The organism is Kitasatospora cystarginea, assembly GCF_039533515.1.
GTDB lineage: Bacteria > Actinomycetota > Actinomycetes > Streptomycetales > Streptomycetaceae > Kitasatospora > Kitasatospora cystarginea.
The window spans coordinates 48,973-74,923 of the sequence record NZ_BAAATR010000034.1 but is presented as its reverse complement, the minus strand read 5'-3'; the positions used below and the strand labels follow the sequence as shown (position 1 = coordinate 74,923).

26 protein-coding genes and 1 tRNA gene are annotated in these 25,951 nt (G+C 72.1%); 20 read left to right on the top strand and 7 right to left on the bottom strand.

Annotated features, from left to right (window positions below):
• Positions 1 to 11 precede the first annotated feature (11 nt).
• The 19 genes from ABD369_RS29880 to ABD369_RS29790 all read left to right on the top strand — a co-directional run bounded on the left by ABD369_RS29880 (position 12) and on the right by ABD369_RS29790 (position 16,408).
• Positions 12 to 446 carry a hypothetical protein gene (locus tag ABD369_RS29880; protein ID WP_344639692.1) on the top strand — a complete coding sequence of 145 codons (435 nt, stop codon included), beginning with the start codon at positions 12 to 14 and terminating at the stop codon, positions 444 to 446.
• Positions 443 to 1,648, top strand: a complete 1,206-nt coding sequence (locus tag ABD369_RS29875; RefSeq protein ID WP_344639691.1) for a DNA (cytosine-5-)-methyltransferase — start codon at positions 443 to 445, stop codon at positions 1,646 to 1,648. The genes ABD369_RS29880 and ABD369_RS29875 overlap by 4 nt, the downstream gene beginning before the upstream one ends.
• A 104-nt stretch (positions 1,649 to 1,752) precedes the next feature.
• The gene (locus ABD369_RS29870; protein ID WP_344639690.1) at positions 1,753 to 2,382 is read left to right on the top strand and encodes a DUF4913 domain-containing protein; all 630 of its coding nucleotides are present in this window, start codon (positions 1,753 to 1,755) and stop codon (positions 2,380 to 2,382) included.
• Between the two features lie 16 nt (positions 2,383 to 2,398).
• Entirely contained in the window at positions 2,399 to 2,758 is a 360-nt protein-coding gene (locus ABD369_RS29865; protein WP_344639689.1) for a hypothetical protein, read from the top strand.
• Between the two features lie 48 nt (positions 2,759 to 2,806).
• Positions 2,807 to 3,742, top strand: coding sequence for a winged helix-turn-helix transcriptional regulator (locus ABD369_RS29860; protein WP_344639688.1), 936 nt, complete (start codon positions 2,807 to 2,809; stop codon positions 3,740 to 3,742).
• Positions 3,743 to 3,750: 8 nt separating this feature from the next.
• Entirely contained in the window at positions 3,751 to 4,608 is an 858-nt protein-coding gene (locus tag ABD369_RS29855) for a hypothetical protein (RefSeq protein WP_344639687.1), read from the top strand.
• Entirely contained in the window at positions 4,605 to 5,054 is a 450-nt protein-coding gene (locus tag ABD369_RS29850; RefSeq protein WP_344639686.1) for a hypothetical protein, read from the top strand. Before ABD369_RS29855 ends, ABD369_RS29850 begins: the two co-directional genes overlap by 4 nt.
• 84 nt (positions 5,055 to 5,138) lie before the next feature.
• Positions 5,139 to 6,329: an MFS transporter gene (locus tag ABD369_RS29845; RefSeq protein WP_344639685.1), complete on the top strand. Its 1,191-nt coding sequence runs from the start codon at positions 5,139 to 5,141 to the stop codon at positions 6,327 to 6,329.
• On the top strand, positions 6,326 to 7,015 hold the full coding sequence (locus tag ABD369_RS29840; RefSeq protein WP_344639684.1) for an HAD family hydrolase: 690 nt from the start codon (positions 6,326 to 6,328) through the stop codon (positions 7,013 to 7,015). Before ABD369_RS29845 ends, ABD369_RS29840 begins: the two co-directional genes overlap by 4 nt.
• Positions 7,012 to 7,752, top strand: coding sequence for a hypothetical protein (locus ABD369_RS29835; protein WP_344639683.1), 741 nt, complete (start codon positions 7,012 to 7,014; stop codon positions 7,750 to 7,752). Before ABD369_RS29840 ends, ABD369_RS29835 begins: the two co-directional genes overlap by 4 nt.
• Entirely contained in the window at positions 7,749 to 8,270 is a 522-nt protein-coding gene (locus ABD369_RS29830) for a hypothetical protein (RefSeq protein WP_344639682.1), read from the top strand. Before ABD369_RS29835 ends, ABD369_RS29830 begins: the two co-directional genes overlap by 4 nt.
• A gap of 208 nt (positions 8,271 to 8,478) precedes the next feature.
• Positions 8,479 to 9,288, top strand: a complete 810-nt coding sequence (locus ABD369_RS29825) for a hypothetical protein (protein WP_344639681.1) — start codon at positions 8,479 to 8,481, stop codon at positions 9,286 to 9,288.
• A gap of 213 nt (positions 9,289 to 9,501) precedes the next feature.
• The gene (locus ABD369_RS29820) at positions 9,502 to 10,005 is read left to right on the top strand and encodes a hypothetical protein (protein WP_344639680.1); all 504 of its coding nucleotides are present in this window, start codon (positions 9,502 to 9,504) and stop codon (positions 10,003 to 10,005) included.
• Between the two features lie 152 nt (positions 10,006 to 10,157).
• Positions 10,158 to 10,577 carry a hypothetical protein gene (locus ABD369_RS29815; protein ID WP_344639679.1) on the top strand — a complete coding sequence of 140 codons (420 nt, stop codon included), beginning with the start codon at positions 10,158 to 10,160 and terminating at the stop codon, positions 10,575 to 10,577.
• A gap of 182 nt (positions 10,578 to 10,759) precedes the next feature.
• Positions 10,760 to 11,356, top strand: a complete 597-nt coding sequence (locus tag ABD369_RS29810; RefSeq protein ID WP_344639678.1) for a glycosyl hydrolase — start codon at positions 10,760 to 10,762, stop codon at positions 11,354 to 11,356.
• 1,250 nt (positions 11,357 to 12,606) lie between these two features.
• Positions 12,607 to 12,831 carry a hypothetical protein gene (locus ABD369_RS29805; protein WP_344639677.1) on the top strand — a complete coding sequence of 75 codons (225 nt, stop codon included), beginning with the start codon at positions 12,607 to 12,609 and terminating at the stop codon, positions 12,829 to 12,831.
• Entirely contained in the window at positions 12,828 to 14,039 is a 1,212-nt protein-coding gene (locus ABD369_RS29800) for an AAA family ATPase (RefSeq protein WP_344639676.1), read from the top strand. The genes ABD369_RS29805 and ABD369_RS29800 overlap by 4 nt, the downstream gene beginning before the upstream one ends.
• A complete protein-coding gene (locus ABD369_RS29795) occupies positions 14,036 to 15,835 on the top strand; it encodes a vWA domain-containing protein (RefSeq protein WP_344639675.1) in 1,800 nt (599 codons plus the stop codon). The genes ABD369_RS29800 and ABD369_RS29795 overlap by 4 nt, the downstream gene beginning before the upstream one ends.
• A 183-nt stretch (positions 15,836 to 16,018) precedes the next feature.
• Entirely contained in the window at positions 16,019 to 16,408 is a 390-nt protein-coding gene (locus ABD369_RS29790; protein WP_344639674.1) for an SPDY domain-containing protein, read from the top strand.
• Positions 16,409 to 16,463: 55 nt separating this feature from the next.
• On the opposite strand, the gene ABD369_RS29785 is transcribed toward ABD369_RS29790, so the two are convergent.
• The 3 genes from ABD369_RS29785 to ABD369_RS29775 all read right to left on the bottom strand — a co-directional run bounded on the left by ABD369_RS29785 (position 16,464) and on the right by ABD369_RS29775 (position 19,272).
• Complete coding sequence (locus ABD369_RS29785) at positions 16,464 to 17,630, bottom strand: DUF6236 family protein (RefSeq protein ID WP_344639673.1); 1,167 nt, start codon at positions 17,628 to 17,630, stop codon at positions 16,464 to 16,466.
• Positions 17,631 to 17,947: 317 nt separating this feature from the next.
• Positions 17,948 to 18,316, bottom strand: coding sequence for a hypothetical protein (locus ABD369_RS29780; RefSeq protein WP_425557814.1), 369 nt, complete (start codon positions 18,314 to 18,316; stop codon positions 17,948 to 17,950).
• A 110-nt stretch (positions 18,317 to 18,426) separates the two neighbouring features.
• The gene (locus ABD369_RS29775) at positions 18,427 to 19,272 is read right to left on the bottom strand and encodes a hypothetical protein (protein WP_344639671.1); all 846 of its coding nucleotides are present in this window, start codon (positions 19,270 to 19,272) and stop codon (positions 18,427 to 18,429) included.
• 104 nt (positions 19,273 to 19,376) lie between these two features.
• Between ABD369_RS29775 and ABD369_RS29770 the strand changes: the two genes are divergently transcribed.
• Positions 19,377 to 19,453, top strand: a tRNA-Met gene (locus ABD369_RS29770).
• A gap of 1,518 nt (positions 19,454 to 20,971) precedes the next feature.
• Here ABD369_RS29770 and ABD369_RS29765 read toward each other — a convergent pair.
• The 4 genes from ABD369_RS29765 to mobC form a co-directional block, all read right to left on the bottom strand.
• Positions 20,972 to 22,024: an ATP-grasp domain-containing protein gene (locus ABD369_RS29765; protein WP_344639670.1), complete on the bottom strand. Its 1,053-nt coding sequence runs from the start codon at positions 22,022 to 22,024 to the stop codon at positions 20,972 to 20,974.
• A gap of 219 nt (positions 22,025 to 22,243) precedes the next feature.
• Positions 22,244 to 23,557 (bottom strand): MFS transporter, encoded by a 1,314-nt coding sequence (locus ABD369_RS29760; protein ID WP_344639669.1) that lies wholly within the window; start codon positions 23,555 to 23,557, stop codon positions 22,244 to 22,246.
• A 91-nt stretch (positions 23,558 to 23,648) separates the two neighbouring features.
• Positions 23,649 to 25,277, bottom strand: a complete 1,629-nt coding sequence (locus tag ABD369_RS29755; RefSeq protein ID WP_344639668.1) for a relaxase/mobilization nuclease domain-containing protein — start codon at positions 25,275 to 25,277, stop codon at positions 23,649 to 23,651.
• Between the two features lie 92 nt (positions 25,278 to 25,369).
• Positions 25,370 to 25,810, bottom strand: a complete 441-nt coding sequence (mobC, locus tag ABD369_RS29750; RefSeq protein WP_344639667.1) for a plasmid mobilization relaxosome protein MobC — start codon at positions 25,808 to 25,810, stop codon at positions 25,370 to 25,372.
• Positions 25,811 to 25,951 lie beyond the last annotated feature (141 nt).

The following is a 25,951-nucleotide window of genomic DNA, read 5'->3' as shown; positions in this document are numbered from 1 at the left end:
ACATCGAGGCGGTGCGCCAGGCGCACCTGGACATCGTCTCTATCGCCGCGACGCTCACCACCACCCGCCCTCCCGGCCGTGCGCCGCATCCCGCCGGCCTGGCCCTCAGAGATGCGGCGATGGACCTCACCGAAGCCGACCAGCACCTCGTCGCCCTCGCCCGCGACCTGTGGCGCGACAACGTCAGCGGCGTCACCTACAGCGCCGACAGCGCGGCACACCACCGCTCGCTGCGTCGGGCCGAACGGGCGCTGGACCAGGCTGCCGATGGCCTGCGCCAGGCCGCCGATCGCGCCGCCCGACCTGCACGCAGCAGTCTGCGGGCCGCCGCGGCGCGCCTGGGCTCGGCCTTCGCGCGGCGCCCAACTCCCAGACCCATGCCAGCGCCTGGAGCCATCCGTGGCGACGCCCCCGCCCCCACCGCCCCCGCCAGGGGGCCGCGATGACCGGCCCGCGCATCGGCTCTCTGTGCTCCGGATACGGAGGTCTGGACCTCGGTGTGCAGTCCGTCCTCGGCGGGACGATCGCCTGGCACGCCGACCCGGCCCCCAGTGCCGCCGCCGTCCTCGAGCATCACTGGCCTGGAATCCCGAATCTGGGTGACATCACCACCGTCGACTTCGCTTCGGTCGAGCCGGTGTGCGTCCTCGTCGCGGGCTTCCCGTGCACTGATGTCTCGGTCGCCGGCGGCCGTGCCGGGCTCGCCGAGGGCACCCGCTCCGGCCTGTGGCACACCATCGCCCGCGCCATCTCAACCCTCAAGCCCTGTCTGGTGATTCTGGAAAATGTCCGAGGTCTGCTCTCGACCCCCGCTCGCTCGTCAGCCGATGGCGACGTGGAACCCTGCCCGTGGTGTCTGGGAGACACCGGAGATGAACATCATCTGCGGGCACTCGGTGCCGTACTCGCAGACCTGGCCCGCGCGGGGTTCGATGCGCGCTGGCAGGTGCTACGCGCATCCGACGTCGGTGCACCTCACAGGAGAGAGCGGGTCTTCATCGCCGCCTGGCCTTCCGACGCCCAGGGCGCGGGACTTCAAGGGCCCGGACGCAGGCCGGGAGGACCTGGGCCATGTAATCACCCTGCTGCTCACGCCGACGTCGAACCTCGGCAGTATCGGGGGCTCCCAGCACCCGGACCAAAGGAGAGCGGGCGGGCATGGTCCGAATCTCTCGGATCTCGTGGAGCACCTGCTTCCGACGCCCCGGGCGAGCGACGGCACCAAGGGCGGCCCAAACCAGCGCGGCAGCCGCGGGGATCTGACCCTGCCGAGCGCCGCCGCCCGGTTGCTGCCGCCACCGAAGGCGAGCGACACGGGCACACCGGGCCGTCGGGCGGGCGGGGACTTCCGGTCTCCGCTCCGGGAGGCAGCCGGTGGGGCGAATACGCCCCCGCCATAGCCCGCTGGGAGCGCGTAACGCGCCCGGCGCCCGATCCGATGGATTCGCGCGGGCGTTTGTCCCCGGCTTTCGTGGAATGGGTCATGGGCCTCGAAAAAGGCTGGGTGACGCAGATCACAGGACTTTCCAGGTCGACCCAGCTCACCGCCCTGGGAAATGGTGTTGTTCCTCAACAGGCTGCGCTGGCAACGGAGTTGCTGACGGCTGGAATTTCTTTGTGTGGAAATCACCGCGCGCCTTCCACGTGAACTTCCGGCGGCCATACACCACGGGATATTGCCCGAGCAAGGACCTGGTCGGCGGGCAGAGTCGTGCATCGCCGACCGCACCGCCGATTCACCTGGAGCCGCCCTTGTCGACCCATATTCCCGCCGAGCCGCCCGGCCGCCCCGCGGTCACGCCGGAGACCGTGGCCGAGTGGAGCGCCACCCTCGCCCGCCTCCAGGCGGAGAGGGACTCGCTCGCCATCGTGGCCGACCGGCTCGCCCAGGAGCGCGACCAGGCCGAGCCCACGTTGTTCGGCGACGCCGAGGAGGACTCCGAGGCCGCAGGCGCGCAGAGCGATGCCGACGATCCGGTCTCGCTCACCATCCTGGCCTTCGACGACGACGCGCTCGCCGCCGAGGTCGCCACGATGGTGCCGTGGGTGGATCACATCCTGCTCGGCGTCTACGGGCAGGAGATCACCTCCGGGCGGCCGTGGTGCGCCAGTTGGCCCGAGCACGACGAGGCGCTCGCCCGGATCCACCACTGCTGGCTGGCCTGGCAGGAGCTGACCGACTCCCGCTCGGGCGCGACGGGCCCGTCGGTGTGGCAGCGGGATCACCTGGAGCCGCTGTTGCTCAAACTGCGCGCCCCGGACGGGCCGTTCGGCGCGTGCACCACCAATCCAGACCATCCGCACCACCGGCTGCTGCCGCATCCCCCGCACACCGACCCCGCCTCCCTGCCCAAGCCGGGCATCCCCCGCACCTCCGTCTAGACCAAGGACCACGCCCGTGACCGCCGCCGCGCTGCTCGACTTCAACGCCCACCCGGCGGCGCTCACCGATCTCGACCGGCTCCCGGGCGACGTGCGGGAAGCCGCCGTCCACCACCTGCGCCGCCTGGTCCGCTGCCAGCAGCGCGGACCCGTCCTGGGCCGGCGCGGCCTGTGGGACCTGACCGGCTGCCGCCGCGTCTACCTGGACCGCGACCGGTGCTGGCGCCTGGTCTACCAGGAGCGCCCGCCCCGACCTGCCTCCCGCTGCGGTGGCGAGATCTACCTGCTGGCCGCCGGTCCTCGAAGCGGCCACCAGGTCTACAACACCGCCGCCCGCCGCCTGCAGTTGCTCGCCGCCGCCCGCCCGGCGTCCTGACCCAGCCCTGCCTCAACTGTCCATCCCCTCACCGTGAAGGACCAGCGCATGCCCTCCGCCCCCTCCACCCTCGCCCAGGCCCAGCGGATCCAGAACGCCCTGTCGGTCCTCGGCCCGCAGGACACCATCTCGCTGCTGCGTCTGCTCAAGCGCGCCGACGGCACCCTGCCCAAGCCCGAGCTGGAAGCGAAGTCACTGTGGATGAGCGAGTCCCAGATCGACGCCCGGCTCGACGCGATGGAGGAGGACGGGCTCATCACCCGCAAGCGTGAGGCCGGCGGCTCCTTCGTCTCCCTCACCCGATCCGGCAGTGAGGCCCTGTACATCCAGATTCCCGTCACCCGCTGGGCCTCGGCTCACCAGGATGTCCCGGAGAACGGCAGCGGCCTGGGCGCCTACACCGAGCAGGCGCTCGCCACGCTCAACAAGACACACACCGTCGCCACGATCATGGCTCTGGCCGCCTACGGCGAACCCGCCTATCCCAGCGAGATCGTCGACACTGCGCTGCCCGCCGGCATGGTCGCCGGAAACCTCTACCAGCGCCTCGCCCAGCTGGAGAAGGACGGACTCGTCGAGCGCACCGGCACTCCCCGCAACTACATGTACGGGCTGACCAGGGCCGGCAAGGCGCTCGACGAGCCGCTGGAGGCCATCGGCCGGTGGGCCCAGCGACACCTGCCGGCACCGTCGCGCGCCTCGGTGACCACTCGCCGGACGAACGCGCGCAGCGCCACTCCCGCCGCCCCGGCGCCGCAGCTTGCTGCCATGGCCACGCCCGCGCCACGAACGGCCGCACTGGCAGCACCCGCGCTGGTCCCGGGCGCTGCCGCGGCGGGCGCGCCGTCGCCGTCGGCGCAGGCCGCCTCCCGGGCCAAGGCCGCCGCGATCCGCTCGGTGTCCACGGTGCTGACCTTCAGTCACCAGAGAGCCCCGCAGCCCGCCCCGCTCATCACCAACTCCCCTGCCGCCAAGCGGCACTGAGGACAACCTTGGACACCACCACAACTTCCTTTGCCCGCAACAACACCGCGCCCAGGGCGCGTCGTGCCCCAGGCAGCGCGCCCCCGAAGCGGGTCGGCCCGGCCCTGCCGAAGACCTGGAAGCGCGGAAGCACCGTCGGCGTCCGGCCCGCCTACCTCGCCCTCGGGAGTCTGACCTCCCTCGTACCGGCCGGCCGCGTCCTGCGCGCAGCGTCCTGGACCCGCACCGACCAGGGCCAGGTGCAGGCGTACGCCCGGGGCGACATCCAGGTCCTCCTCCACGACGACACCGAGAGGCTGTACCAGTACGAGTCGCTCACCGCCCGCGGGCTGGGCTGGAGGGTGTCCTTCAGCTCTCAGACTCCTGACGAGGTCCTGGCCTCGGTGGCCGGTTCCCTGGTCGAGGTGGCCGTGGTGGCCGAGGACGGCGCTCCCGACCGTGCCGATCTCGACGAGGCCATCAACGCTCTGGCCGAGGCCGGCTGGGAGGGAGCCGAGTCCCGGGGCGGGGGCGTCACGCGGATCACCGCGCCCGACCGGCTCGCCGAGATCCTGTGCCACCGAAGCAAGCGTGCATGGCTGATCACCGCCGGGGTGGACGGCGAAGGCTGGGAGGCGGAGTTGGTCGGCGACTGCCCCGACCTGCTCATCGAGGCCGTCGTCGGCTCGCTGGCCACCGAGTCCCCGGCCCGCCGCCGCACCGCCGACCTGCCGACGGCGCTGCGCCGTTACCTGGACATCGGCCCGGACCCCTACCGGCCCGACTCCACCCGCCCTACCTCCCCGGCCGCCCGCGCCGCCAGTCCCACCGGCCCCGTCGTCACGTCCGCCCACCTCGTATCCGCCCCCGCCCGGAGGAGCCGTTGACCGCCATCGACCACCACGACGCGACCGCGCTGCTGACCGCCGACCTTCAGGAGGAGTCCGAGCAGATCCAGGCACTGGCCCGCAGCCTGGACCTGCCGCACCGCGCACTGGACCCGGCGCGGCTGCTGAGCAGCAACCTGCTGCACGTCCTGGTCCACCTCGCCACCGTCAGCGCCTCGGCCGCGGCCGTCGTCGACGCCGCCGGGACGCCCACCGGCGTCCATCTGCGCGCCCTGGCCCGGATCGAGTCGGCCCAGCAGTCGATGCTGTCGGCCGGCGGCTCGATGTCGACCGTCCTCGACCAGCTGTCCGTCCCCGACAGCGGCATCACCGACACCGCAGGTCTCGTGCAGGCCGGCCGCCTGCGCGCTTCCGTCCTGCTCACCAGCGCCAGCGCCCACCTCGGGGCAGCCGCCGCCGCCCTGCGCGCCGCACCAGCCGGCTGAGACCCCCTCACACCCGATCGGTCAGGAGACCCCACCGCCCGCATGCCCTCTGCCGCCACCCACCCCCACCCCCACCGTCCAGCAATGCGCGACATCCTCGCCCGCCCGCACGTGCCCGCGCTGCTCGTCGGCACCCTTGTGGGCAGACTGCCCACCGCCATGGCCCCCCTCGCGCTGCTGCTCGCGGTGCGCTCGGCCGGCGGACCGGTCCTGCTTGGGGCTGCACTCGCCGGCCTCTACGGGCTGGCCAGCGCGGTCGGCCAGCCGCTGCTCGGCCGTCTCGTCGACCGCACCCGCCTGGCACCGGTTGCAGCCCTTGCGGCGTCGGTGGCGTTCGTGGCGTTCACTGGGCTCGCCGTGCTCGACCTGGCCACGGAGCCGATCGCGGCCGGGGCGCTCGCGGTGCTCGCCGGGGCCGCCACCCCTCCGCTGGAGGCGGGTCTGCGCGCGCTGTGGCCGCGCCTGGTCCCCGACCCGGCCGAGCAACAGGTGGCGTACGCCCTCGACAGCGTCAGCCAGGAGATCGTGTTCGTCGCCGGGCCTCTCGCGGCCACCGCACTCGGCCAACTCATCTCCCCCGCTGTGGCGTTGTGGGCATGCGGCGTCATCGGGGGGTGTGGTGCGGCTGTCGTCGCCACCCGCCCTCCCGCCTGCTGGGCACCGGTCACGCGCCGAGAGGTCCACTGGAGCGGACCTCTGCGCTCGCGCGGCCTGCTCCTCCTGCTCGCGGCGATGCTCTGCCTGGGCGTCAGCCTCGGCGCCTTCAACGTCCTGGCCCTGGCCGTGGCTGACCTGAACGGGACGGGCTGGCTGAGCGGGCTCCTCCCGGCGGCGCTGTCCGCAGGCAGCGTGGCCGGCGGAATCCTCTACACCCGCTCCCCGTGGCCGCTTTCCCTGCCGCGTCAGCTGCTCGCCGCAGCCGGCGGGTACGCGATCTGCGTCGCGCCGCTGCTGTTCACCACCGTGCCGCAGGCCGCCGTGGCCTTCAGTATCTGCCCCGGCCTGTACCTGGCCCCGCTGCTGACCTGTGCCTTCCTGCTCTGCGACCGCCTGGCTCCCGAGGGCACTGCCACGGAGGCCGCGGCCTGGCTGATCGCGGTCATCGGCGTCGGCCAGGCCCTGGGCACCGCCGTCGCCGGCCGCCTCGCCGTCCACGGCACCACGGCCATCGCCACCGCGGTCGTGCTCTCCGCCGCCCTGACCGCAGCCGTGCTCCTGCCGCGCGCAGACCTGCTCAACATCACCCCCAACACCCCTCTGGAGAAGAGCGCTTGACCCCCCGCACCACCACTGCCGTCCGGATCGTCTGGGACTGGAACGGCACCGTCCGCGACGACCTCGGCGACCACGTCGCCGCCCTCAACGCCACCCTTCCCGCGCTCGGCGGCACGCCGGTCAGCGTCGACACCTACCGCGCCCAGCACCGCGTTCCCATCCGCTCGTTCTACGACCACCTGCTCGGCCGGACCATCAGCGACGCGGAGTGGCAGTCCAACGACGCCGCCTTCCTGACCGTGCTCGATCAGCGCCCGGTGCGGCTGCGTTCGGGAGTGCGCCAGCTGATGATGGGCCTGCGCGCCAGGGGCGTCGGCCAGTCCCTGCTCTCCCTCGCCCCGCACGAGCGGCTGATGCGCGAAGTCCGGCAGGTCGGCATCGCCGGGCTGATGGAGCGCATCGACGGCCGCATCGGACCGTCAGCCGCCAGCAAGGCACCGGCGCTCGCCGCCCACCTCCAGGCGCTCGACCCCGGCATCGACCCGTCCCGGGTGGTGGTGATCGGCGACAGCGTGGACGACGCGGTGGCCGCCCGCGCGATCGGCGCCTTCCCGGTGCTGCACACCGGCGGTCTGCACAGCCCCACCCGTCTGGCCACCGCAGACGCCCCGCTGGTCGACAGCCTCCAGGAAGCCGTCGAGGTCGGGCTCGCCGCGATCGGCGCGAACTGGAAGGCCCGCTCGTGACCCGAGCTTCCGAGAGCCCGCCAGCCCATTCGGCCGCCCCTTCGACCCGGGTCGGCACCGCGACGGTGCTGCGGACGCTCGGCGTCGAGCACCTCAGCGCGGTGCCGGGCTGGGACGACGGCGACGACACCCCCCTCGGCCGCGTAAACAGCGAGATCCGCACCACCGTCCGACGCCTGGACCACGTCCAGGAGCGCCTGGTGGCGCTCGCCCGCACCATCCGCGACGACATGCAGCTGGTCCTCGACGGCAACGACGGCGCCCTGCTGCAGGCCAACGGACTGCTCGCCTCCACCGCGCAGTCCCTGGACACCCTGGCCACGCGCCGTGTCGAGCTGTACGAGCGCCTGGACGCGCTCACCGGCCTGCACCAGGTCCTCGCCGTCTCGTCCGGCCCGGCGCCGAAGGCCCCCGCCGACGCGGTGGTCGAGCTCAACGAAGCTCAGCGGCAGGCCCTCGACGCCGTCGCCCGCAGCCAGGTCACTGTCAACGAGAGCGACCTGGCCCCTACGGCCTTCAGCCCGGTGAACTCCCTGATGGACCGCCACCTTGTCGACCGAGACCGCAGCACCAGCCTCTACCAAGGCCAGCGGCTCCGCCTCACCCCGCTCGGTGCCCGCGTGCACGCCGCCCTGGCCGGCACGACGTCCCCCGCCCGCTCGGCGGCACCGGTCGACCAGGGACAGCCGACCGCAGGGAGCACCCGCCCCACCCAGGCCACGACGAGGACCCGATGAGCAAGAGCCCCACGACCGGCCCGGCCCCCGCAACCGTGATCGACGGGCGGCCGGCCTTCGCCGGCCGCCGGTTCGTCCTGGAACGGCTCGGCGTCGACACCTGGGACCTCCATCGTCTCCACCCCGATCCTGGGGAACTGCGCGCCCTCGGCCGTCATCTCGGCAACATGGCTCACCAACTCGACAGTCTGGACCAGGAACTGCGCCGGATTGCCGCCGGCGCCATCGAGCGCCTCACCAGGGTCCGCGCAGGCGACCACCGGGACATCCAGCCCCAGGGCGTCCTTCGCCTCCTCGGCTCGGACCTCGAAACCCTCGGCTCCCGCTACGACCTCGCCGCCGAACACCTGGGCCAAGCCGTACTCCAGTACCGGGAGGCGGCCGAGCGCGCCGCCGCCCGACCAGAGCCGCCCCGGGCCGTGGCCGCCCGCTCCCACACCTCGGCCGCGGTGGCGGTGCCCGTCTCCGCCCAGCCCACGCCGCTCGACCATCACCCCACGACCGCCCGGTCCCGTTGACCGGCCCAACCTCTTGGACGACCAGCTGCCCACGCTCGCCCCTCACACCCGTCGCGCACGCCGAGCAACAGCCGCAGGCTTCCTGCTCGCCATCGCCACAGCGGCAGGCTGCGCCCCGGCTCCGCCGAAGCCCACTACGCAGCCCCCGGTTGTCACCCCGGCTCCATCAGTCGCCATCGCGCAGCTGCACCTGCCAATCGAGCAGTACATGCTCACCCCGGCACAGTCGGTGCAGATCGAGTGGCTCGGGCAAGCCGCGACCAGTGCCTGCATGAAGCGGTACGGGCAAACGCTTCCGGTGCCCCAGAGGCCGTCCGCCGACAGCCCGGCGCTTGCGGCGTACACCGTCATGAACCGCCGCTACGGCCTCATGGACCCCGACGCCGCCCGGACGTGCGGATACCACCTCCCGCAGTCGGTCACCGGCACGGCGGCCACCGACCGGCCCGTCGTCCTCAGCCAGCTGTCCGCCCAGGCCCAGACCGTCCTGCTGGGACTGGATCCGAAGACCGGTACCCGCGTGACCACGTATGCCGGCACTCCGCTTCCCGAGCATGGGTGTCTCGGCGAACTCGAGCGAATCCTTCCCGGGTCCAGCGGCGGGCCCGCCGGGCCGGGCAGCAACGCCGACGGCGTCGTCACCGACATCAAGACGCACAGCTTCACCGACTCGCTGGCGGACCCTCGCGTCGTTGCCGCCATCAGCGCCTGGTCCGGCTGCATGAAGACCCACGGCTACACGCTTACGGATCCGCTGAAGGCACCGGACGGGATCGCCTCGATGGCCGACCCTCGCCCCAGCAGCTCCGAGATCGCTCAGGCCGAGGCCGATGTCGCGTGCAAACGTTCCGCCAACCTGATCGGCATCTGGTTTGCCGCCGAGTCGGAGCTGCAGAACAAGGCCATCGAGCAGCACGCTGCACAGCTCAAGGCGGTCAAGTTCACCCTCGCGTCGGAGTCCGAGAGCCTCGATCGGCTGTTCAGCCAGGACTGGACGTCGCCGCGGCCCGGCTCCTGACATGGGTCTCCCGCATCCGCTCCACCCAGGCCCTTCCCTCGGAGGAATGCTGCCACCCGCGACCAGTTACAAAGGCCCACCGTCGGCCGTCCGGGCAGCGCCCACCGCCCGGGCACCGCCGCTGCCAACCCGGCGGACAGCACCAACTCCGACGAGCCGCTGACCCCGTCGATCAGCAACGTAATTCTCCAACTTCCTTTGAAAGGACCCGACATGACGCCGAAGACCACCACCCGCCGCCGTCTTACCGCCATCGCGGCATCCCTTGCCGTCGCCGGCACCGTCCTGCTGACCGGCGCAGGCGAAGCCAGCGCGACCAGCAACACGATCAGCAGCTGGAGCACCTGGAGCTCGCCCGTCCGCTGCCATGACAGCGAAGGCGCCTACGTCACCCTGTGTCTGTACTACAACAGCAACGCCAACGGCGCACTCACCAAGGAGTACAGCACCCAGGACGGCAGCATCAACGAGACGTTCTGGGCCACCGACCAGTACGGATCGGCCGGTTACGGCCAGCAGGTCAAGAACAATGCCGCCAGCGCCGAGAACGCCTCCAACTCGACCATCGGAATCTGGACTTCGTCATGGTTCTACGGTGACGTCAACTACCTCCCCGCTGGCCGGGGCGGCAACCTGACCTGGAACCTCAAGAACAACGAAGCCTCGTGGGGGATCGTTGACGAGCTGAACAGGGGCGGCCAGCTGGTCCTCGCCTGACGCGGCAGGCCAGAGGGCTCCCATGAGAGCCCTCCCGCCTCCGCCCCGTCTTCTCCTCCGTTCTGAACAGGAGCACCTCTGCCCGACACCGCAACGAACTCGCCTTCGACAGCGCCGGAGAGGGCCACGGTTCCGGCCCGGGCGTCGCACCAGTGACCGCCAGATCCGAACGGCCGGACGGCACCGACTTCGGCCTGGCCGGACTTGAGCCCGCCACTGCGGACGACGCGACCGGTGCCCGGCTCCTGCGCCACTGCGGCCTCGACTTCGACGCGCAGCACGGCGCCGGCCTCGGGACGAGCGCTTATCTCGGCGCCGACGCCGACCGGTACCTTGCCGCCCTCATCACCCGCGACCAGCGCGCCGGCACCTACACCGTTCGGGTGCACCGGGCGGATGCCGCCGCCGAGGGCCGCATCTGGCTGGCCGCCCAGACGGCCCCACCACGCACGAGAACACCGGCCAGACGAGCCGCAGCCCTGGCCCGCGGCATCAGTACCACCCCGATCGCAGCCGCACCCTCCGCAGCGCCCGCCCCGGACCAGCCTCGCAGCACGGCCCGGCGGCGCTGACCCGACCGACGGAGACTCCCATCCCCAACCAATCCGCGAGCGATGTCGTTGACTTCGGCATCGCCGCGCTCGAACCGCGCGGCGCGTTCAGCGAGCACAACGCCGGCTACCTCGCCGCGATCACCCATGACCTCCTGCCCCTGTCCGACCAGCATGCCGGCGACCTGGCCAGCAGCTACTTCGTGCTGTTCGACAGAACGCACATGTGGAACGACCTACCGGGCCAGCCGTCCGTCATGGCCGTGCACGTCGAACGCGATCTCGCAGCAGGCCTGTTCGAGATCGACTTCGCCTTCCAGCCCCTCGTGGCGATGGCCCAGCGCTGGCTCGTCGAACGCGGCGCCGAGCCCACCCGGTTCACCGACCTCGTTCGCATCACCGCAGCCGACCGGGAGACCGAGCGCGTCGAGGACCTGCTGCGCGCCGCCGACCCGGACCGCTTCACCGTCCACGACCAATACACCTACGACGCCGAGCCGTACGACATTTGGGTCATCGCCACCGACACTCTCACCGTCGAGTCCGACCGGCCGGTGCGGGTCTTCCACGAGCAGCGGCAGGTCGACGCGGACACCTACACCCTGCGCGAGGGCCATTTCGCGACCATCGATGACGCTCGGGCATGGACCGCCGACCCCACCTCCCCTCTCCCGCAGGCCAGCCCGTCCCCCAGCGCCCGCGCGGCAGCCGCCCGCCACACCGCCGCCGCCACCGGGTCGGTGGTGAGCGCCGCGTCGCGGCTCCCGGCACTGGATCCCGGCCGCCACCGCGCCCGCTGACCTCGACGCCGCGGCACGCGCCGCTGCTCACCCCCTTCGCCTCACCCGTCGCCAGCACGCGCCGGGTTCGAACCTGATGGAGCTGCCAGCTTCTTGCCCGCCACCGCACCGACCCGACCCGACGTCCTCGTCCGCCCTGCCCACCTCACTGGGCCAGGCGGCATCGACCTCCCCTCCCGTCTGGCTTCCGAACACGGCTGGTTCCGCCCCTTCGACGCCCCACCCGGCCTGGTCCTCATCAGCCCCCAGGAACGTCTCGCCCTCAACCGGCAGCACCAGCAATGGAATTTGACCGGCGCAGGCGGGTGGACCGTCCGCTTTTGCGACCGCGTCCCTGGCGAACTCCCCTACGCCCTCATCTCCGCGGCCCAGGACGCCGAGGATGCACCCGCAGCCGCCACCGCGCCGATCACCGGCCACCGGGCCACCGTGATGCTGCTGGAATCCGGCTGGTCCGGCTTCAACCGTGACGGGTACCGCCTAGTGTCCGCGCCCGACCGTCGAGCTGCACTCTCATGGCCCGAGTCGGCCCCGGACCCGGGGCCGGCGCTGACTGCCGCCACCCAAAGGGGGGTGTGGACTGTCCAGTTCAGCCGCAACGCCCCTGACCACCTGCTCACCGCCGCCACCGGGGCGCTGCTACGCGCCGTGTCCCGAGAGCCTGAGCAGATCCGCGGCCTCGTCCCCACCGCGACCCGCAAGGCCGACCGCGGCGGCAACGGTCCGGCAGGCCGCTCAGCCGCAGCCCGGACACGCGGTGGCGCCTCGCACCCAGCGCTGGGACACCTCCCACCACCAGCCCTTCCGCCTCTCACCACGCACTACAGTCCTGCGGGCCCGGCACGTCGGCAGCCGGACCCGCGCTGACCTCCGGGTTCTGCCACCGCACATGCCTCCAGCCCTCCGCCGAGCCAGCCGCCGTGTGCCTCGGGCGGCGGTGGTGCGGCTGGCTGAACGGCCTGTCACAGCCAGCGTTTCCGGCAGGACCCCCCAGCGGTGAGACCCCCCAGGCCCCGCACCGCCGAGTCCCGCGCCCCAGAACACGGCTGGCACCGGCCGCCCAAGCCTCCAAGCCCCGAACCGAACATCACGGAGACATCCTGACCTCGCATCCTCTCAACTCCGAGGACCTGAACGACCGCCGCACGGCGGCGCCGGAATCCCTGCCGGCGGCCCGCGCCATCGTCGTCCCTGACCCCTCGCCTGTTCACGAGGCGGCGGCGCCAGCAGAGCTCACCGCCCAGCCGTTCGTGACGATCCGGCACATCAACACCGGCGAGATCACCACCACCAGCTACAACGCCGCCGCCCGACGGATCCTGCTCCAGGCCGGATTCGAAGAAGCTCCTGGCTGCGCCTGCCCAGCGCCGGAAACCAGCACGGACCGGACGGACGGACCTGCTCGGCAGCCAACGAGCTGCTCGCCGCCTGCCACCCCGCCCGCGCGCGAACACGTTGAAGGATCTTCGCTTTGACCACACCCGGACCGCCCTCCACTTCAGCACATGCCAAGCCCGGCGAGCTGCGGGCCAAGGTCGCCCGAATGTTGGCCGACCGGTCGGCGGACCCGCTCACCATCGGGGAAATATCCAAGGCACTGGGCCACTCCCACGGTGCTGTCCAGCAAGCGGTCAACACCCTGGTGCTCCGCGGCGAGGCCGACCAGCTCGGCACCGGAAAGCAGTTCCGCGCGAACGCGAAGACGGCTGCAGCCGGGCAAACCGCGGTGATCAGCCGACCGGGAACCCACTCCCCCCGCTCCGCCGCAGCCACGGCCCGCACGACCGCTCCCTCAGCAGCCGCGCCCAACTCTGGCGGCCCGATCCGCCGCGCGGGGGGCCAGCTCTACCACCCCCGGGAGCTGGCCGACCTGCCCGACGTCGAGGCGCTGAACCGTCTACGCGACGCCGACGTGCCGGTACTGCTCTACGGCCCCCCGGGCACCGGCAAGACCTCCCTGGTGGAGGCCGCGTTCCCCGACCTGCTCACCGTCGCCGGCGACGGCGACACCACGGTCGGCGACCTGATCGGCGAGTACACGCAGGACGACGGCGGCAACTACGTCTTCCAGTACGGTCCGCTGGTCACCGCGATGACCGAGGGCCGCGCCCTGCTGATCGACGACGCGACCCTGATCTCGCCGAAGGTCCTGGCGGCGTTGTATCCGGCGATGGACGGACGCCGCCAGATCCAGGTCAAGGCCCACAAGGGCGAGACCATCCAGGCCAAGCAGGGCTTCTACGTGGTGGCAGGCCACAACCCGGGCGTGCACGGCGCCGTGCTGACCGAGGCGCTCGCGTCCCGGTTCAGCGTGCAGATCCAGGTCGGCACGGACTACGACCTCGCCCTGGCGCTGCGGATCGATGCCCGGGTGGTCCGGGTCGCCCGACACCTCGCCGCCCAAGTCGAGCTCGGTGAGCTTGGCTGGGCCCCCCAGCTGCGCGAGCTGCTCAGCTACCAGAAGACCGAGGCCGTCCTCGGCACCAAGGCCGCGCTCGCGAACCTGGTCGGCATCGCGCCCATCGAGGACCGCGACGCCGTCGCCACCGCCGTCAGCAAGATCGCCGGCGTCAAGCAGGTCGCGCCCCTCACCCTCGGCCGACAGCTCTCCGCCGCGACCGCGTCGGCCGCCCGGCAGTCCCCGGGCAGCACCGGACCCGCGCACCAGGGTCGCCCTCGATGAGCGCCCGCCACCACGTCCAGCCCGCCGCCACCACGCCCGACGACGACGCCGACCTCGCGCGCTGGGACGACGATGGCGCCCCACCCGCACAGCCCCCTTCCTCCCCAGCCGCGTGGCTGCGCGTGGGAGCCGAACTCGGCGACCGGCTGGTCGCCCTGTCCGGCCGCCAGGACCTCCTCGTCACCTGCCGCCCCGGAACCCGCAGCGGCGCACCAGCCGCCTACTTCCCCGGCCTGGCGGAGATCGAGTTCGACTCCGGCCTGTTCGCCCCCCTCCAACCCCACGAGGTCCATCCGCGGATCGTGGGCGACGAGGAGCGCTATCCTGCCGCCTGGGGAGTGTTCGTCCACGAGGCCGCCCACGCCGCCCACTCCGTATGGGTGGAGCCGGGCGGCGCGGACCCCCGCGTCGTCGAGGCCGCGCTCCTGCTGGAGGAGAGCCGTGCCGAAGGCGCCCACCTGATCAGGCGGCCGATGGACCGCAAGTACCTGCGCACCAGTGCCCGAACCCTGGTCATGCCCGACATCTCCAACCCCCGCGTCCAGGGCATCGAGCAGGCCGCCGGCGTGGCGGCCCTGATCCTCGGCCGCCGTGACGCCGGCATCCTGGACGCCGGCGAGACCAAGGCTGTCGCCGGCCTGTGCGAACAGGTGCTGGGCGCCGACTTGCTGGCCACCCTCACCGGCATCTGGACCGCGGCCCATCGGTGCGCCGACCACGACGCCACGACCATGCTCGCGCATGGCCAGAGCTGGTGCGACGCCCTGGACAGCGCCGCTCCCGCCCTGCCCGTGCCGGAGGACCTCACCGATCTGCTGTCCGGCGCCGTGGCGGTCGTCGCGGACATCATGGCTGCCAACGACGCTGGCGACCTCGCGGCACGGGCCGCCGCGGACAACGCCATTGCCGCGCGGTCCAGGGCCCAGGCGCAGGAGCGCGCCCAGCAGGCCGGCCAGCGGCGCAAGGCCGCAGCCACCGCGAAGTCGGTCTTCAACCAGCGCGGCGGCACCGTCACCCCCGACGGCGCACCGGCGCCCTCGGAGAACCCTGTCACCGGCACCCGCCGGCCCACCGCCGCCGAGCAGAGCGCTGCCGCGCGCCTGAGCCGCGCCCTGCGCGCCGCCGCCTATCGTGAGCGGACCGAGGAGCGGACCACCAGCCCCACCCCGCCCGGCCGCCTCAACATGCGCCAGGCCCTCGCCCGCGACGCCCAGCGCGCCGCCGGGGCGGTGCCCACCGCGGAGCCGTTCACCCACACCCGCCGCCGCAGCAGCGCCACCCCACCGCTGCGAGTTGGCATCGCCGTCGACGTCTCCGGCTCCATGAGTGCCGCCTGCGGGCCCGTCGCGTCCGCTGCCTGGATCGTGGCCCGCGCAGCGGCCCTGACCGGCCCCGACTCCCGCACCGCCACCATCGCCTACGACATGCATCTGACCGCACTGACCCGGCCCACCCACCGGGCGCCAGACCGCGTGACGATGTTCGAAGCCGAGGGCGGCAGCCACAACTTGGCCGACGCCATCGACGCACTAGACCACGGCCTCGACCTCAGCCGCCCCGGCACCGGCCGCCTCCTCGTGATCGTCACCGACGCCCGCTACACCGGCTACGAAACTGCCCGAGCCGTCACCGGCATCAAACGCCTCTCCGCCGCCGGGTGCGCCGTACTCCAGCTCACCCTCACCAAGGAATCCCTCCACCTGCCGGGGACCACCCTGCTCCACCTGCCCCGGCCCTCCAGTGCTCCCGCCGCCATCGCCAAGGCCGCCACCGACGCCATCCGCAAAACACGCTGAGACGCCGTCACACGACCCAGATGATCAGTGGTCCACCACCGGCCAGGCTCACCGAGACTCCGCCGGGTTCATCGAGACGGGACATAGCCCCTGCTCGGCGCCCAGGACGTTCGTCGTGCCTGCTCCTTTGTTCGCCTCGGGCAGACACAACGGACTACGCAAACCACGCATCGCCAAGCAAACATGGACGTCTTCCCTACCTCGTCCACCAGGAAGGCGTCCGCCATGACCGTGGCCATCACCGCGCCCACCGTTCCCGGCCTCAAGCCGGGTGGTCCCATCGAGCACCGAACCTGGCTGATCGGCCCGGGAAGCCCCTATGCGATTAGTCCCTTCTTGGCGGCGCACAGCTGGAGTTGGGTGTGCGATCCGCGGGGCAGCATCCACGCCGCTTCCCCCGACACTCGCGTGTACCTCGGCTACGCGCCCGACGACCCGCATGCCGACACCTGGACCATCGCGGTCACCGGCACGGCCCGCGAGCCCGGTTGGAAGGCGACCTTCGACCGGGAGGCACCAGTCGAGCTGGTTCTCGACCTGCTCGCCGCAATGCATACCCGCACCAGCCGCTGAGACATAGCGAGGGCCCGCGCCTACGGCGCGGGCCCTCGCTATGTCCGGGGTCGGGTCAGATTCCCAAGCCTGCCATGCGCATGGCTGCCCGTCCCGCCCGGCGAACCAGCGTCTGCGGTGTCAACTCCCTCTCGATGCGCAGCAGATAGCTGGCGGGCGAGGACGAGACGAGGCTGTCCCGCTGGTGGGCGGCCGTCTGGCGGGCGGCAATAGTGGTGAAGGCAAGGCCGGCGCCGACCGCCGTCGCCGCGCCCCCCAGCAGGCCGATCGCGCCTCCCGCCACCGTCACCTCCGCCTTGACGGTCAGGGCGGTGGACATCGTCTCCAGCTTCAGGCCCCTCATCGCCCGGCGCAGGGATTCCAGCGGCTGGGCGATGTGGTGCTCGAAGGTGTCGTTCAGGTGGATCTCGAAAGCGGCGGAGTCGGTGACCTCCCGTGTGGCGCTCCGCAGTTCGGCCGATGCCGTGTCGATGGCGGCAGCGAAGAGCGCGAACTCGTCCGCGTAGTCCGTCCGCAACTTGATGATCTTCTCGATCGGCACGTTCTCCAGGTCGGCCGGCAGGACACACTGCACCGCCATCAGCGCGATCCGCGACTCCACCTCCGCTGCGGCGGGTCCACGGCCGCCACCGAGCAGAGCCCTGGCGATCTGCTCGCTGGACCAGCCGTCTCCTGCAGCATGGGCATCGATCTGATCGGTGACGGGCACGAACGCGGTCCGGCGAGCCAACTCTTCTGTCAGCGCGCACTTGTAGACCCACGCAAGCATCGCGTCGACGGCCACCCAGTCGATGGGCCTGTCCTCCACCCATTCGCGCTTACTGCGCTCGGCGAGCCCGGCCTCGACCAGTGCGGACTCCAGTTCCCGGGCTACCTCCTGCGGGTAGAGCCCGGCCAGTTGCCTCCGGGGCCGGATCCGGCGCGGGTCGGCAGCACGCTGCGCTGTGAACGGGCGACCGGCGACCGCGTACTGCCGTCGCAGGGCCGTCCCGTACTCCTCCACCGCCGCGATGAAGGCCGGCGCCACCGCTGCGGCTGCTCGAGCAGGGTCCGTGTCGACCAGGAAGTTCGCCTGCCGCAGCTCCTTGACCACCGACTCGTCCCGTACCGGGAAGCCGTCCGGCACGACGCGGGCCAGCCGCTTCCAGTACAACGCTGCGGCCTTCGCCCACGACTCGTCGCGCAGGTGGACGTACGGGTAGTAGAGCCCCGTGTGCTGCACCGTGGATCCGCCTTCCTCTCCCCTGGCCTCTCCGATCGTGTCCGGAGGCCCCACGGCATGCTAAGTGACCGCTGCCGCGGGTCACTTCTGCGCCGCGACGATCGTGTCCCGGCGTGCTCGGGAGGCGGTAGCGGAGGGTCAGCCGCCGGCACTGGGCTGCGGCAGTTGCTCGGGCCTCCCTGGCGGGGTGCCGAGGTTCTCGCCGAAGGTGCAGCCGCCCCCGATGGCGGTGATGGCCTGCTTGCGCCGCCGGCCCTTCCCCGCCGTCGAGGGGTGCTGGAAAGCGCGCGGCGGCGTTGCAGCGGACGCGGCTTCGCCTATTCGGCGAGGTACACGCCACGGAAGAGACCGTCGAAACCGAGGCCCCGGTACATCTCGTCGAAGGAGCCCCATTCGCGCTCCTCGAAGCTGTCGTTTCGGGCCTCGGTGACATGGTGGGCTTCCAGGTCCCGCTCGCGCCATTCGTGGGCGCAGCGGCACCGGATGAAGACCATGTCAGGGTGGACGTGGATGAGGAGCCAGTCGCGGGTCGCCTGGCACTGGACGCAGGAGATGAGCATGCCGCGTGGGCTCAGCGGGCCTGGGTGGGGGACGGCCAGGGTGTCGGGGACGGGCTCGGCCGGCTGCGGCTCCTGGCCGTAGCGGAAGTGGGTGAAGCGAGACACGTCGTCGCTGCCGTCGGACATGGTCAAGGGGCCCCCAACTCTCGTGATGTATGAGAGGAAAGGCCCATTATGGTGAGCTTTCTTCCCACTTTGTCCGAGTTTTGGAGTGACCTGCGTCACCGCATGGTGGGTCAGCGGCGTTGCACGAGGAGGGCCTCGGCGCCCGCCAGGCGGTCGTGCAGATCGTGGGCCTGCGGGTGGGAGTTGGAAGCCAGGGTGAGGCCGGCGGCCGTGATCGCCGCGACGGTGCGCCGAGCCACGTCGTGGCGCAGCTGCGCCTGGTCGCCGGGCAGGTTGAGCGACAGCCACACCCGCAGATCTGCGCCCGGGGAGAGGAGGACTTGGCCATCCGGTGGCGCGTGGGTGATCCCCGCCGCGGTCAGGGCTTCGTCGGCTTCGGCGCGCACGGCCAGGGTCCGGGCGAGGTCGACGGATCGGGCTGCGGTGTAGATCGCGGTGTGGAGCTGCCGGGTCGCTGTTTCGGCGGCGGGCACCGAGATGGTGAACGGGCCCATGGTGACGGTGTCGGCGGTCGGGTCGTAGCCGAAGCTCCAGAAGTCGCGCGCCACTTCTCGCTCGGTGGACCCGTTCTTGCGGGCGGTGGCTTGGGCGCCCCTGCCAGCGCCTCGGGCCCAGTCCTCGAAGTGGGTCAGGCCGTCGCGGATCTCCTTGATGCCCGGCAGTGCCTTTTCGAACCGCTCCTGCGCCTTGGCGAGTTCGTCGCCGACTGCCTGATCGATGCCGAGCTCGGCGAGGGCGATCTGCTCCAGCTTGGCAGCCATCAGCACCTGGCGCAGTGCCACCACGAGGGTGCGGGCGTCGATCTGCGCGGAGTCGAAGAAACCTACTTGGGTGGGCTGTTCGCGCATGCGCCCGATGGTCAGGGCGACGGTGGCCTTCCACCAGTTCGCCTCGGACACTGCGATCGAGTACGGGTTGTCGGCCGGGGACCAGTCGTTCGTGGGTAGTTCGCTCATGTGTGCATGGTGGCGCTCGTCGCACTGCTCCCGCAGGCATTTTCCCGGTCGGGCGAATGCGTTTCCCGTCATCGTGGTGGGTGGCGTAGAGTCTTCTTCACCGACGCGGGGTGGAGCAGCTCGGTAGCTCGCTGGGCTCATAACCCAGAGGTCGCAGGTTCAAATCCTGTCCCCGCTACCACGAAGGCCCGGGGCCGGAACGCAGCGCGTTTCGGCCCCGGGCCTTGTTCGTTGGGTCAGTTGACGGCAATGTCGCGGCGGCGAGCGACGAAGTGCTGGAAGCAGCACTGGGCTGTGGTGTCACCGGCCGGAGGGGGCCCAGGAGCCGCTGCCCGCAGCCCTAGGCTGGAGCCTGAGCCGCCTCGACGGGCGGGGCGCAGCTGGAAGGGCGGTCGTTCATGGCGGAGCAGCTGGGTGTCGGTGGGGCGGCAGATCCGGCGGTGCTGGAGCTGGAGTTCGGCCACGTTCATCGGCTGTTGGATCCGGCGGCTTCCGGACTGCAGCGGTGGGAGGTCGTGGTCCGCGCCGGCACCGAGCGGGTGGGGGTCTTGCGGGTGGCCCGGGCGATGTACTGGCTGGGCGGGAACCTGCGCGCTCGGATGGCCGACGAGGGTTCGTTGCTCGCTGCGGTCGCCGCTGCCCTGTTCATGCTGGACGGGTCGTTCAGCGCCGAGTTCGAGGAGGCCGTCGACATCCCCGGGAACATCCTGGTCGTCGAAGAGCTCGAGCTTGCCGCAGCCTGGGCCGATCCTGTGGTCGCCGCCTCGCTGGTGTCCAGTGCGGTCGACCGCTTGGCCAGTAACGGCTTCGCCGTCGTGCTGCCCCGCTGCGGCGCTGTCGGGGTCGAAGGGGCCGCGCTGCTGGAGGAGGCCGGGGCGCTGCTGGCCGGCGAGGTGCTCAGCAGCGAGTTGCGGATCATCGACACCGCCCTGGCGGCCCCCGAGGAGGCCGCCCGCAGAGTCCGGCGTCTGCTGGAGGCCCGCACGCGCAACGGTGGCCGCGACGCGGAGGAGTGGGAGGAAGAAGACGATGAGGAGGGCTGGGAGCTGACGGCGCGGACCCGTGCCGTGCTGCGCTTGGCGTTGGATGACCTGTCGGGTGTGGCGTGGCAAGAGGTCGCCGCTCTCGGTGACGAGGCGCTGAAGCCGGGGGCCGCGGGCCTGTTCGCGGAACTGCCTCGGGTGACATTCCACCAGAACGGGTCATGGCGTCGGCAGATGGCCCGGACGTTCGACGACCTGGCCGGCGATCTGGAGGCCGGGCGGGACCTGGTGCCGGGGTGCACGGGTGAGGAGATGGCCCTGCACCTGGCGATCAGCAGGGCGGGGCAGCTGGTGCGTGATCGCCCCCGGCTGGTCGCCGACGCCGTGGCCGCGCTTCCGGCGGACCGGTACGACTTCGACTGGGAGAGCTGCTCGGACTTGCTGTTCGAGGACCACGATGTGCTGATGCTCTTCGACGCCCGGCTGGACGGAATCGAAGACCCCACGGCGGAGGCGAGTCAGGCGCTCGGCATGGTCAACCTCGCCCCGCTCGACTGGTTCGCCCCGTTCAGCTCGGACGGAACCCCGAGCGCGGGTTCCGCCACGGCTGACGTGCGTTGGCACTTCCAGGGGCCAGGCCGGCATCGGGCCCCCGGCGAAACGACGAGGGGGTCGGCGCACTGTGTGTGTGCCGACCCGGCCTGCGTGTGGGTCGGTCAGCTGTCGACGGCGATGGCGAGGTGGTCCTCGGCCTCCGCCAAGTGCTGCAGGCAGCGTTCGGCGGTGGTGTCGATGGCGACGATGTGGGCGAGGCGGGCGGTTCCGATCTCGTCCGTGGGCGGGGCGTTGACCATGTCGCCGACCTCGCGTTCCCAGACCAGCCGCTCCAGCCACGGCGCGCTGGTGAGGGCGTCGTCGGCGTGCGCGCGGGCGAGGCGGCCGGTGGCGGGGGCGTAGATCAGGCTGATCGCGGCGGCCTTGCGGCAGGTGGGCGTGAGGTCAGGGTCGCGGCCGAGGGCGATGTCGGCGGCGGCGCGGGGCAGGTCGATGCCGGTGGCCTGCTTGACCAGGTGCGGGATGAGGTCGCCGCCGAGGCGGCCGTTGACCTCGACGATGCGCGGACCCGTGTCGGTTAGACGCAGCTCGACGTGCGAGATGCCGTTGGCGACTCCGAGCGCGTTCAGCGCTGCGATGGCAACGGGGCCGGCGAGGGCCAGGAGCGGATCGCCGGCTTCGACGCTGTGGCCGACCTCCTCGAAATGCGGCTCGGGGCCGAGCTGCTTGCGGGTGATGGCGACGGGGGTGGTGACGCCCCGAACCGTGACGCACTCGACGCTAATCTCGGGCCCGTCGAGGTACTCCTCGACCCGCACGCCGCCCTCCTCCCTACCTCGGAGGTCGTCGCCTGCGGCCCGGGAAGCGTGGGTGTAGGCGCCGGGCAGGTCGTGGGCGCGCTCGGCCTTGATCACGCCGACGCTGCCGGCGTGGCCGGTGGGCTTGAGCACCACGGGATAGCCGATCCGAGCGGCGGCGAGCCGCGCCTCGCGCAGCGTGGTGACGCGGGTGCTTTCCGCGGAGGGTACGCCGCAGGCGGCGAAGGCCGCGCGGCTGGCCGCCTTGTTGCGGCTCGCTGCGGCGGTGGCGGTGCTGTTGCCGAACAGGTTGAGGCGGGCGGCGACGTGGGCAGCGGAGACGAGGGCGAACTCGTCCCAGGTCAGGACGCCGGCGACAGTGTGGCGGCGGGCCAGGGCGTCTGCGGCGGCCGACACCGCCGCCACGTCGTGGACGTCGGCGACCTCGTGGTCGATGACGTAGCGGCGCTGCCAGGTCGGAGGGTCGGGGTCGATGAGGACGACCGGTTGGTGGGCGGCAACCTGGGCGAGGCAGTACTCGCGGTAGGTGCGGGCGCAGGTGCTGATGACGAGCAGGACGGGCGCTGCGGTGATGGAGTTCCTCCGGTGCGGTGGCGGTGGGTTGTTGGCGCTGTCTCAGGCGGCGCGGATCAGGGGGATGGTCTTGGTGTCCTCGTCGGCGGGATCCCAGGCGTCGCGGTGCTCGTGCAGCCCGCGCAGGCAGGCGGCGGTGGCCGCCGAGACTCCGAGGGCGGCGATCACCACGAGGGCCTGCAGGTGGGCGGTCGGCCACAGGGCGACCAGCAGGCCGGCCAGTGGCAGCGGGGCGAGAACGAGCAGCACGGTGGTGGCGAGCGCGGCCGCGAACCGGCGCTCGGGGATCAGACGGGCCCGGGCGGTGCGCAGGACCACGGTGGCGGCGCCGTCGGCGGCCATGAGCGTAGCGACGGCGGTGGCGTAGGTGGCGAGGGTGGGGGCCAGCGCGCTGGCGAGGGTAGCGGCGCAGATGACGGCGGCCGAGATGGCGCCGACGCGGAACAGGCCGTGACGGTCGATCGCGCGGCGGGCGTAGGCGACGGCGGCCAGTGAAGCGGCGGCGGCGATGCTCCACACCAGGCCGACGGCGGCGGTGGAGTGGTGCAGGTGGCGGGTGACGGTGATCGGTGCGCTGACCTGCAGCAGGCCGACGGCGAGGTTGGTCGCGGCGAGGGCCAGGACGAGCCAGGCGAGGGCAGGGGTGCGGCGGATGACGCCGAGTCCGGCAGGCAGGCCCGCGAACAGGCTTCCGACCGGCGTCGTGTCGGCCAGGCGAAGGCGGGGGCGCTCGGCGTGAACGGTCAGGGCGACGGTGGCTGTCACCGTGGACAGGATCGCGACGGTGGCCAGCAGCAGGGCCGGTCCGGCGAGCAGCAGGAGGCCGCCGATCAGCGGGCTGAGGAGCAGCCCGGCCTGGTCGATGCCGGTCATCACGGCCTGGACGCGGTGGGCCTGGTCGCCAGCGCGGCGGCTGGCCTCGCCGCCGAGGGACTCGCAGGCCAGGAACGAGCCTTGGGCGATCACGCTGCAGGCCACGCCGAACGTGATGACGATCCACGATCCGGCCCCAGCGGCTAGGCCGACGATCGTGGCCAGGGAGATGGTGGTGCGCATCAGGCTTGTGCCGAGGACGGCGCTTTGCGGACTGTACCGGTCGATCAGCGGTCCGGCCCCGGTGATGGCGACCAGGCGTGGCACCCACTCCAGGAGAAACGCCAGGCCGGTCCAGGTCGGTGAGTGCGTGAGGGTGAGGACCAGCAGCGGCACCGCGTACATGATCACGGCCGAGGCCAGGGCATCCGTTGCGCGCAGGACGTAGCAGCGCAGCAGCCAGTCGCCCTCGGCGGAAGGCGGGACACGGAGCCGGCCCTTGCGGTTGGAACACTTGCGGCCGGGGCCGTGTGGGAGGGCCATGAGTCTCCTTCGATGTCCGGGTCTGGGGAGGTGGATCGGGTGGTTGGTACGGCCACCGACGGAGCCCTGGTGGCGTCCGTCGGCGGCCGGGTCAGCGGTGCCGCCGAGGGTCGGCAGCAGCGGGCGTGGCCGGAGCCGTCGTGGCGGCGGGGCGGCCGGGGCGGCCGGTCCCGGCGGCGGGGTGGGGCAGCTTGGCGATGTGCCGCACGCGCCAGGTCAGCACGGCGGTAACGGAGTCGGCGGTGTCCAGCTCTCGCCAGGAGCGGGCACGCTCCAAGAGGACCTTGGGGTCGTGCCCGGCGGCCTCGGCCTCCGCCAGCGCAGCGGCCAAGGCGTCGAACTCCGGCTCGGCGAGCAGTTGCCGCCCGCCCTCACCCGGCACCGCACGGCGCAGGGCCTGCTCCTGGCGCTCGCGCACGGCCTTGGGCAGCTGCCGGCCGCGCTCGCGAAGGGCGGCCATCGGTTGGGCGGCGGCCTGCCGGTAGGCGGCGCGCAGCTGGTCGGCCGCCGCACGCGCGGCGGCGGCCTGCTGGCGGTGGCCCTGCGCGGCATGCCAGCGGCTTGCCGCGATCACCAGCAGGATCAGCGCCGACAGCACCGTCGCCGCAGCGGCGCCATCCGGGCCGCGGTTGCTCGAGTAGCCGCCGGACAGCACCGCGCGGGCGGCTGCCCGCACCGTACGGGAGTCGGCGTTCGCGGCGCGCACGTGCGAGCGCGAGGCCCGCTCGTACGCCCGGGCCGCGGCCAGCAGCTCCCGCTTCTGCGCGGGCAGGGCGGTGGCGGCCAGCGCGTCGAGCACCTCCCCGGTCGCCTGAACCACTCCGGCCGCGTCCTCAGGCTCGCCGTCGAGCAACTCGATAGCGTCCACGGCCGCTTCCGCTGCCAGGAGGCGGGCCGCGGCTGCCGGGGATCGGCGGCCGGCCGGTGTCCGCCCACCGCTTGCTCCGGCAGCGGAGCGGGAGTCTGCCTCCCGGCCTTCGATCGGAACCGCGAGGCGTTTGCGGATCTTGGGCAGGGTCAGGTCGGGGGCGAGCTTGTAGCCGCCGAACCACACCGGCTCGCCCGTGGCATCGCGCTCTCCGACCAGGGCCACGCTGTAGCCGAGAGTGTCACCAGAGGGGCCGACCTTTCGGTTGACCAGCACGCCTGCCTTCTCCAGGCGGGCGAAGAACTCGGCTTCGCTTGCCGCCCCGGCCAGGGCCTGGCGGACCGCGTCGCGCAACTGCTGCCTGCTCGTGTCCGGCTGGCCCTGGCGCTGGGCCTTGTGCTTCTCGCGATTGGTCGGCTCCTTCGCAGCCGTGCCGTCACCAGGCTTGAGTTCACGCAGGCCCCATTCCTTCTCGATCTTGCGGCATTCGGCCTGGGCCCGGTTGAAGTCGTTCTCGATGTCGGCCTTGAGCAGGTTGCCGCCCACGATGGTGGCGGCGATGTGGATGTGGTTATCGGCGTGCCGCACGGCGACCCAGCGGCAGCCGTTGGGATCGCCTTCTGGCGCGATGCCGGCGGCGGCGACGACACGGCGAGCCGCCTCCGCCCACTCCTCGTCGCTGAGCAGGCGGTCTTCGGGGGCCGTCCGGATCGAGCAGTGCCACACATGCTTCTTCAGCCGCCGCCGGGAGCCGCGCTGATCGACCCTCATGTCCAGTGCCGACTGGAGCTGCTTGAGGGAGGCGTTCGGATCCCGGCCGGGGTCGGGGGCGAAGCCGTCCCAACTGGCCACGAGGTGCGGGTCGGTGTGCTCGTCCCGGCGTCCCGGGCCGTAGAGGTAGGCCAGCAGGCCGTACGTGTTCGATCCGCGGGTGATGTTCGGGTTCAGGTCTTCCTCCGGTGCTTGAGAATGCCGACCGCCGCGGTGTCGATGGTGGCGATGGTGCTGCGGACCGCGGTCAACGCGGCGACCAGGTCGGCCGGGTGCGGGAGACCGCCGGAGTTCAACTCGCGTGCGATCTGGTTGACGTTGTTGCCGACGCGGGCGGTCTGGCGTCGCGCGGCAGCAAGTTCGTCGATCGCGCGGTCGAGCTGGTCGTCGGGATTGCGAGCGGTGTCGGGTCGAGATGCGGCGCTGAGTGCGGCGGTCGCGATGAAGCGGGCGACGGTCTCGGCGCGCTCGGCAGCGGCGCGACGGATCTGGGCTTCTTCGTCAGCGCTCACGCGGAGCGTCAACACGCGCTGGCGCTGCAGCGGCTCATGGAAGCGGCGACGCGGACGACGCGCGACGGTCGGCTCGTCGGCAGCGGGCTCGGCGGTGGTCATCTTGGGCAGTTCCTGTCAGTTGTCCTGCCCGCCGATGCCCCCTGGCTGCGGCGAGCCGTGTGTCGAGGTCGAGCGCCCCCGCTCGACCTCGACACACGGCCTCCCCCGCCCCCCCCGGGCGGGGGCGAGCCCTTGGAGTGT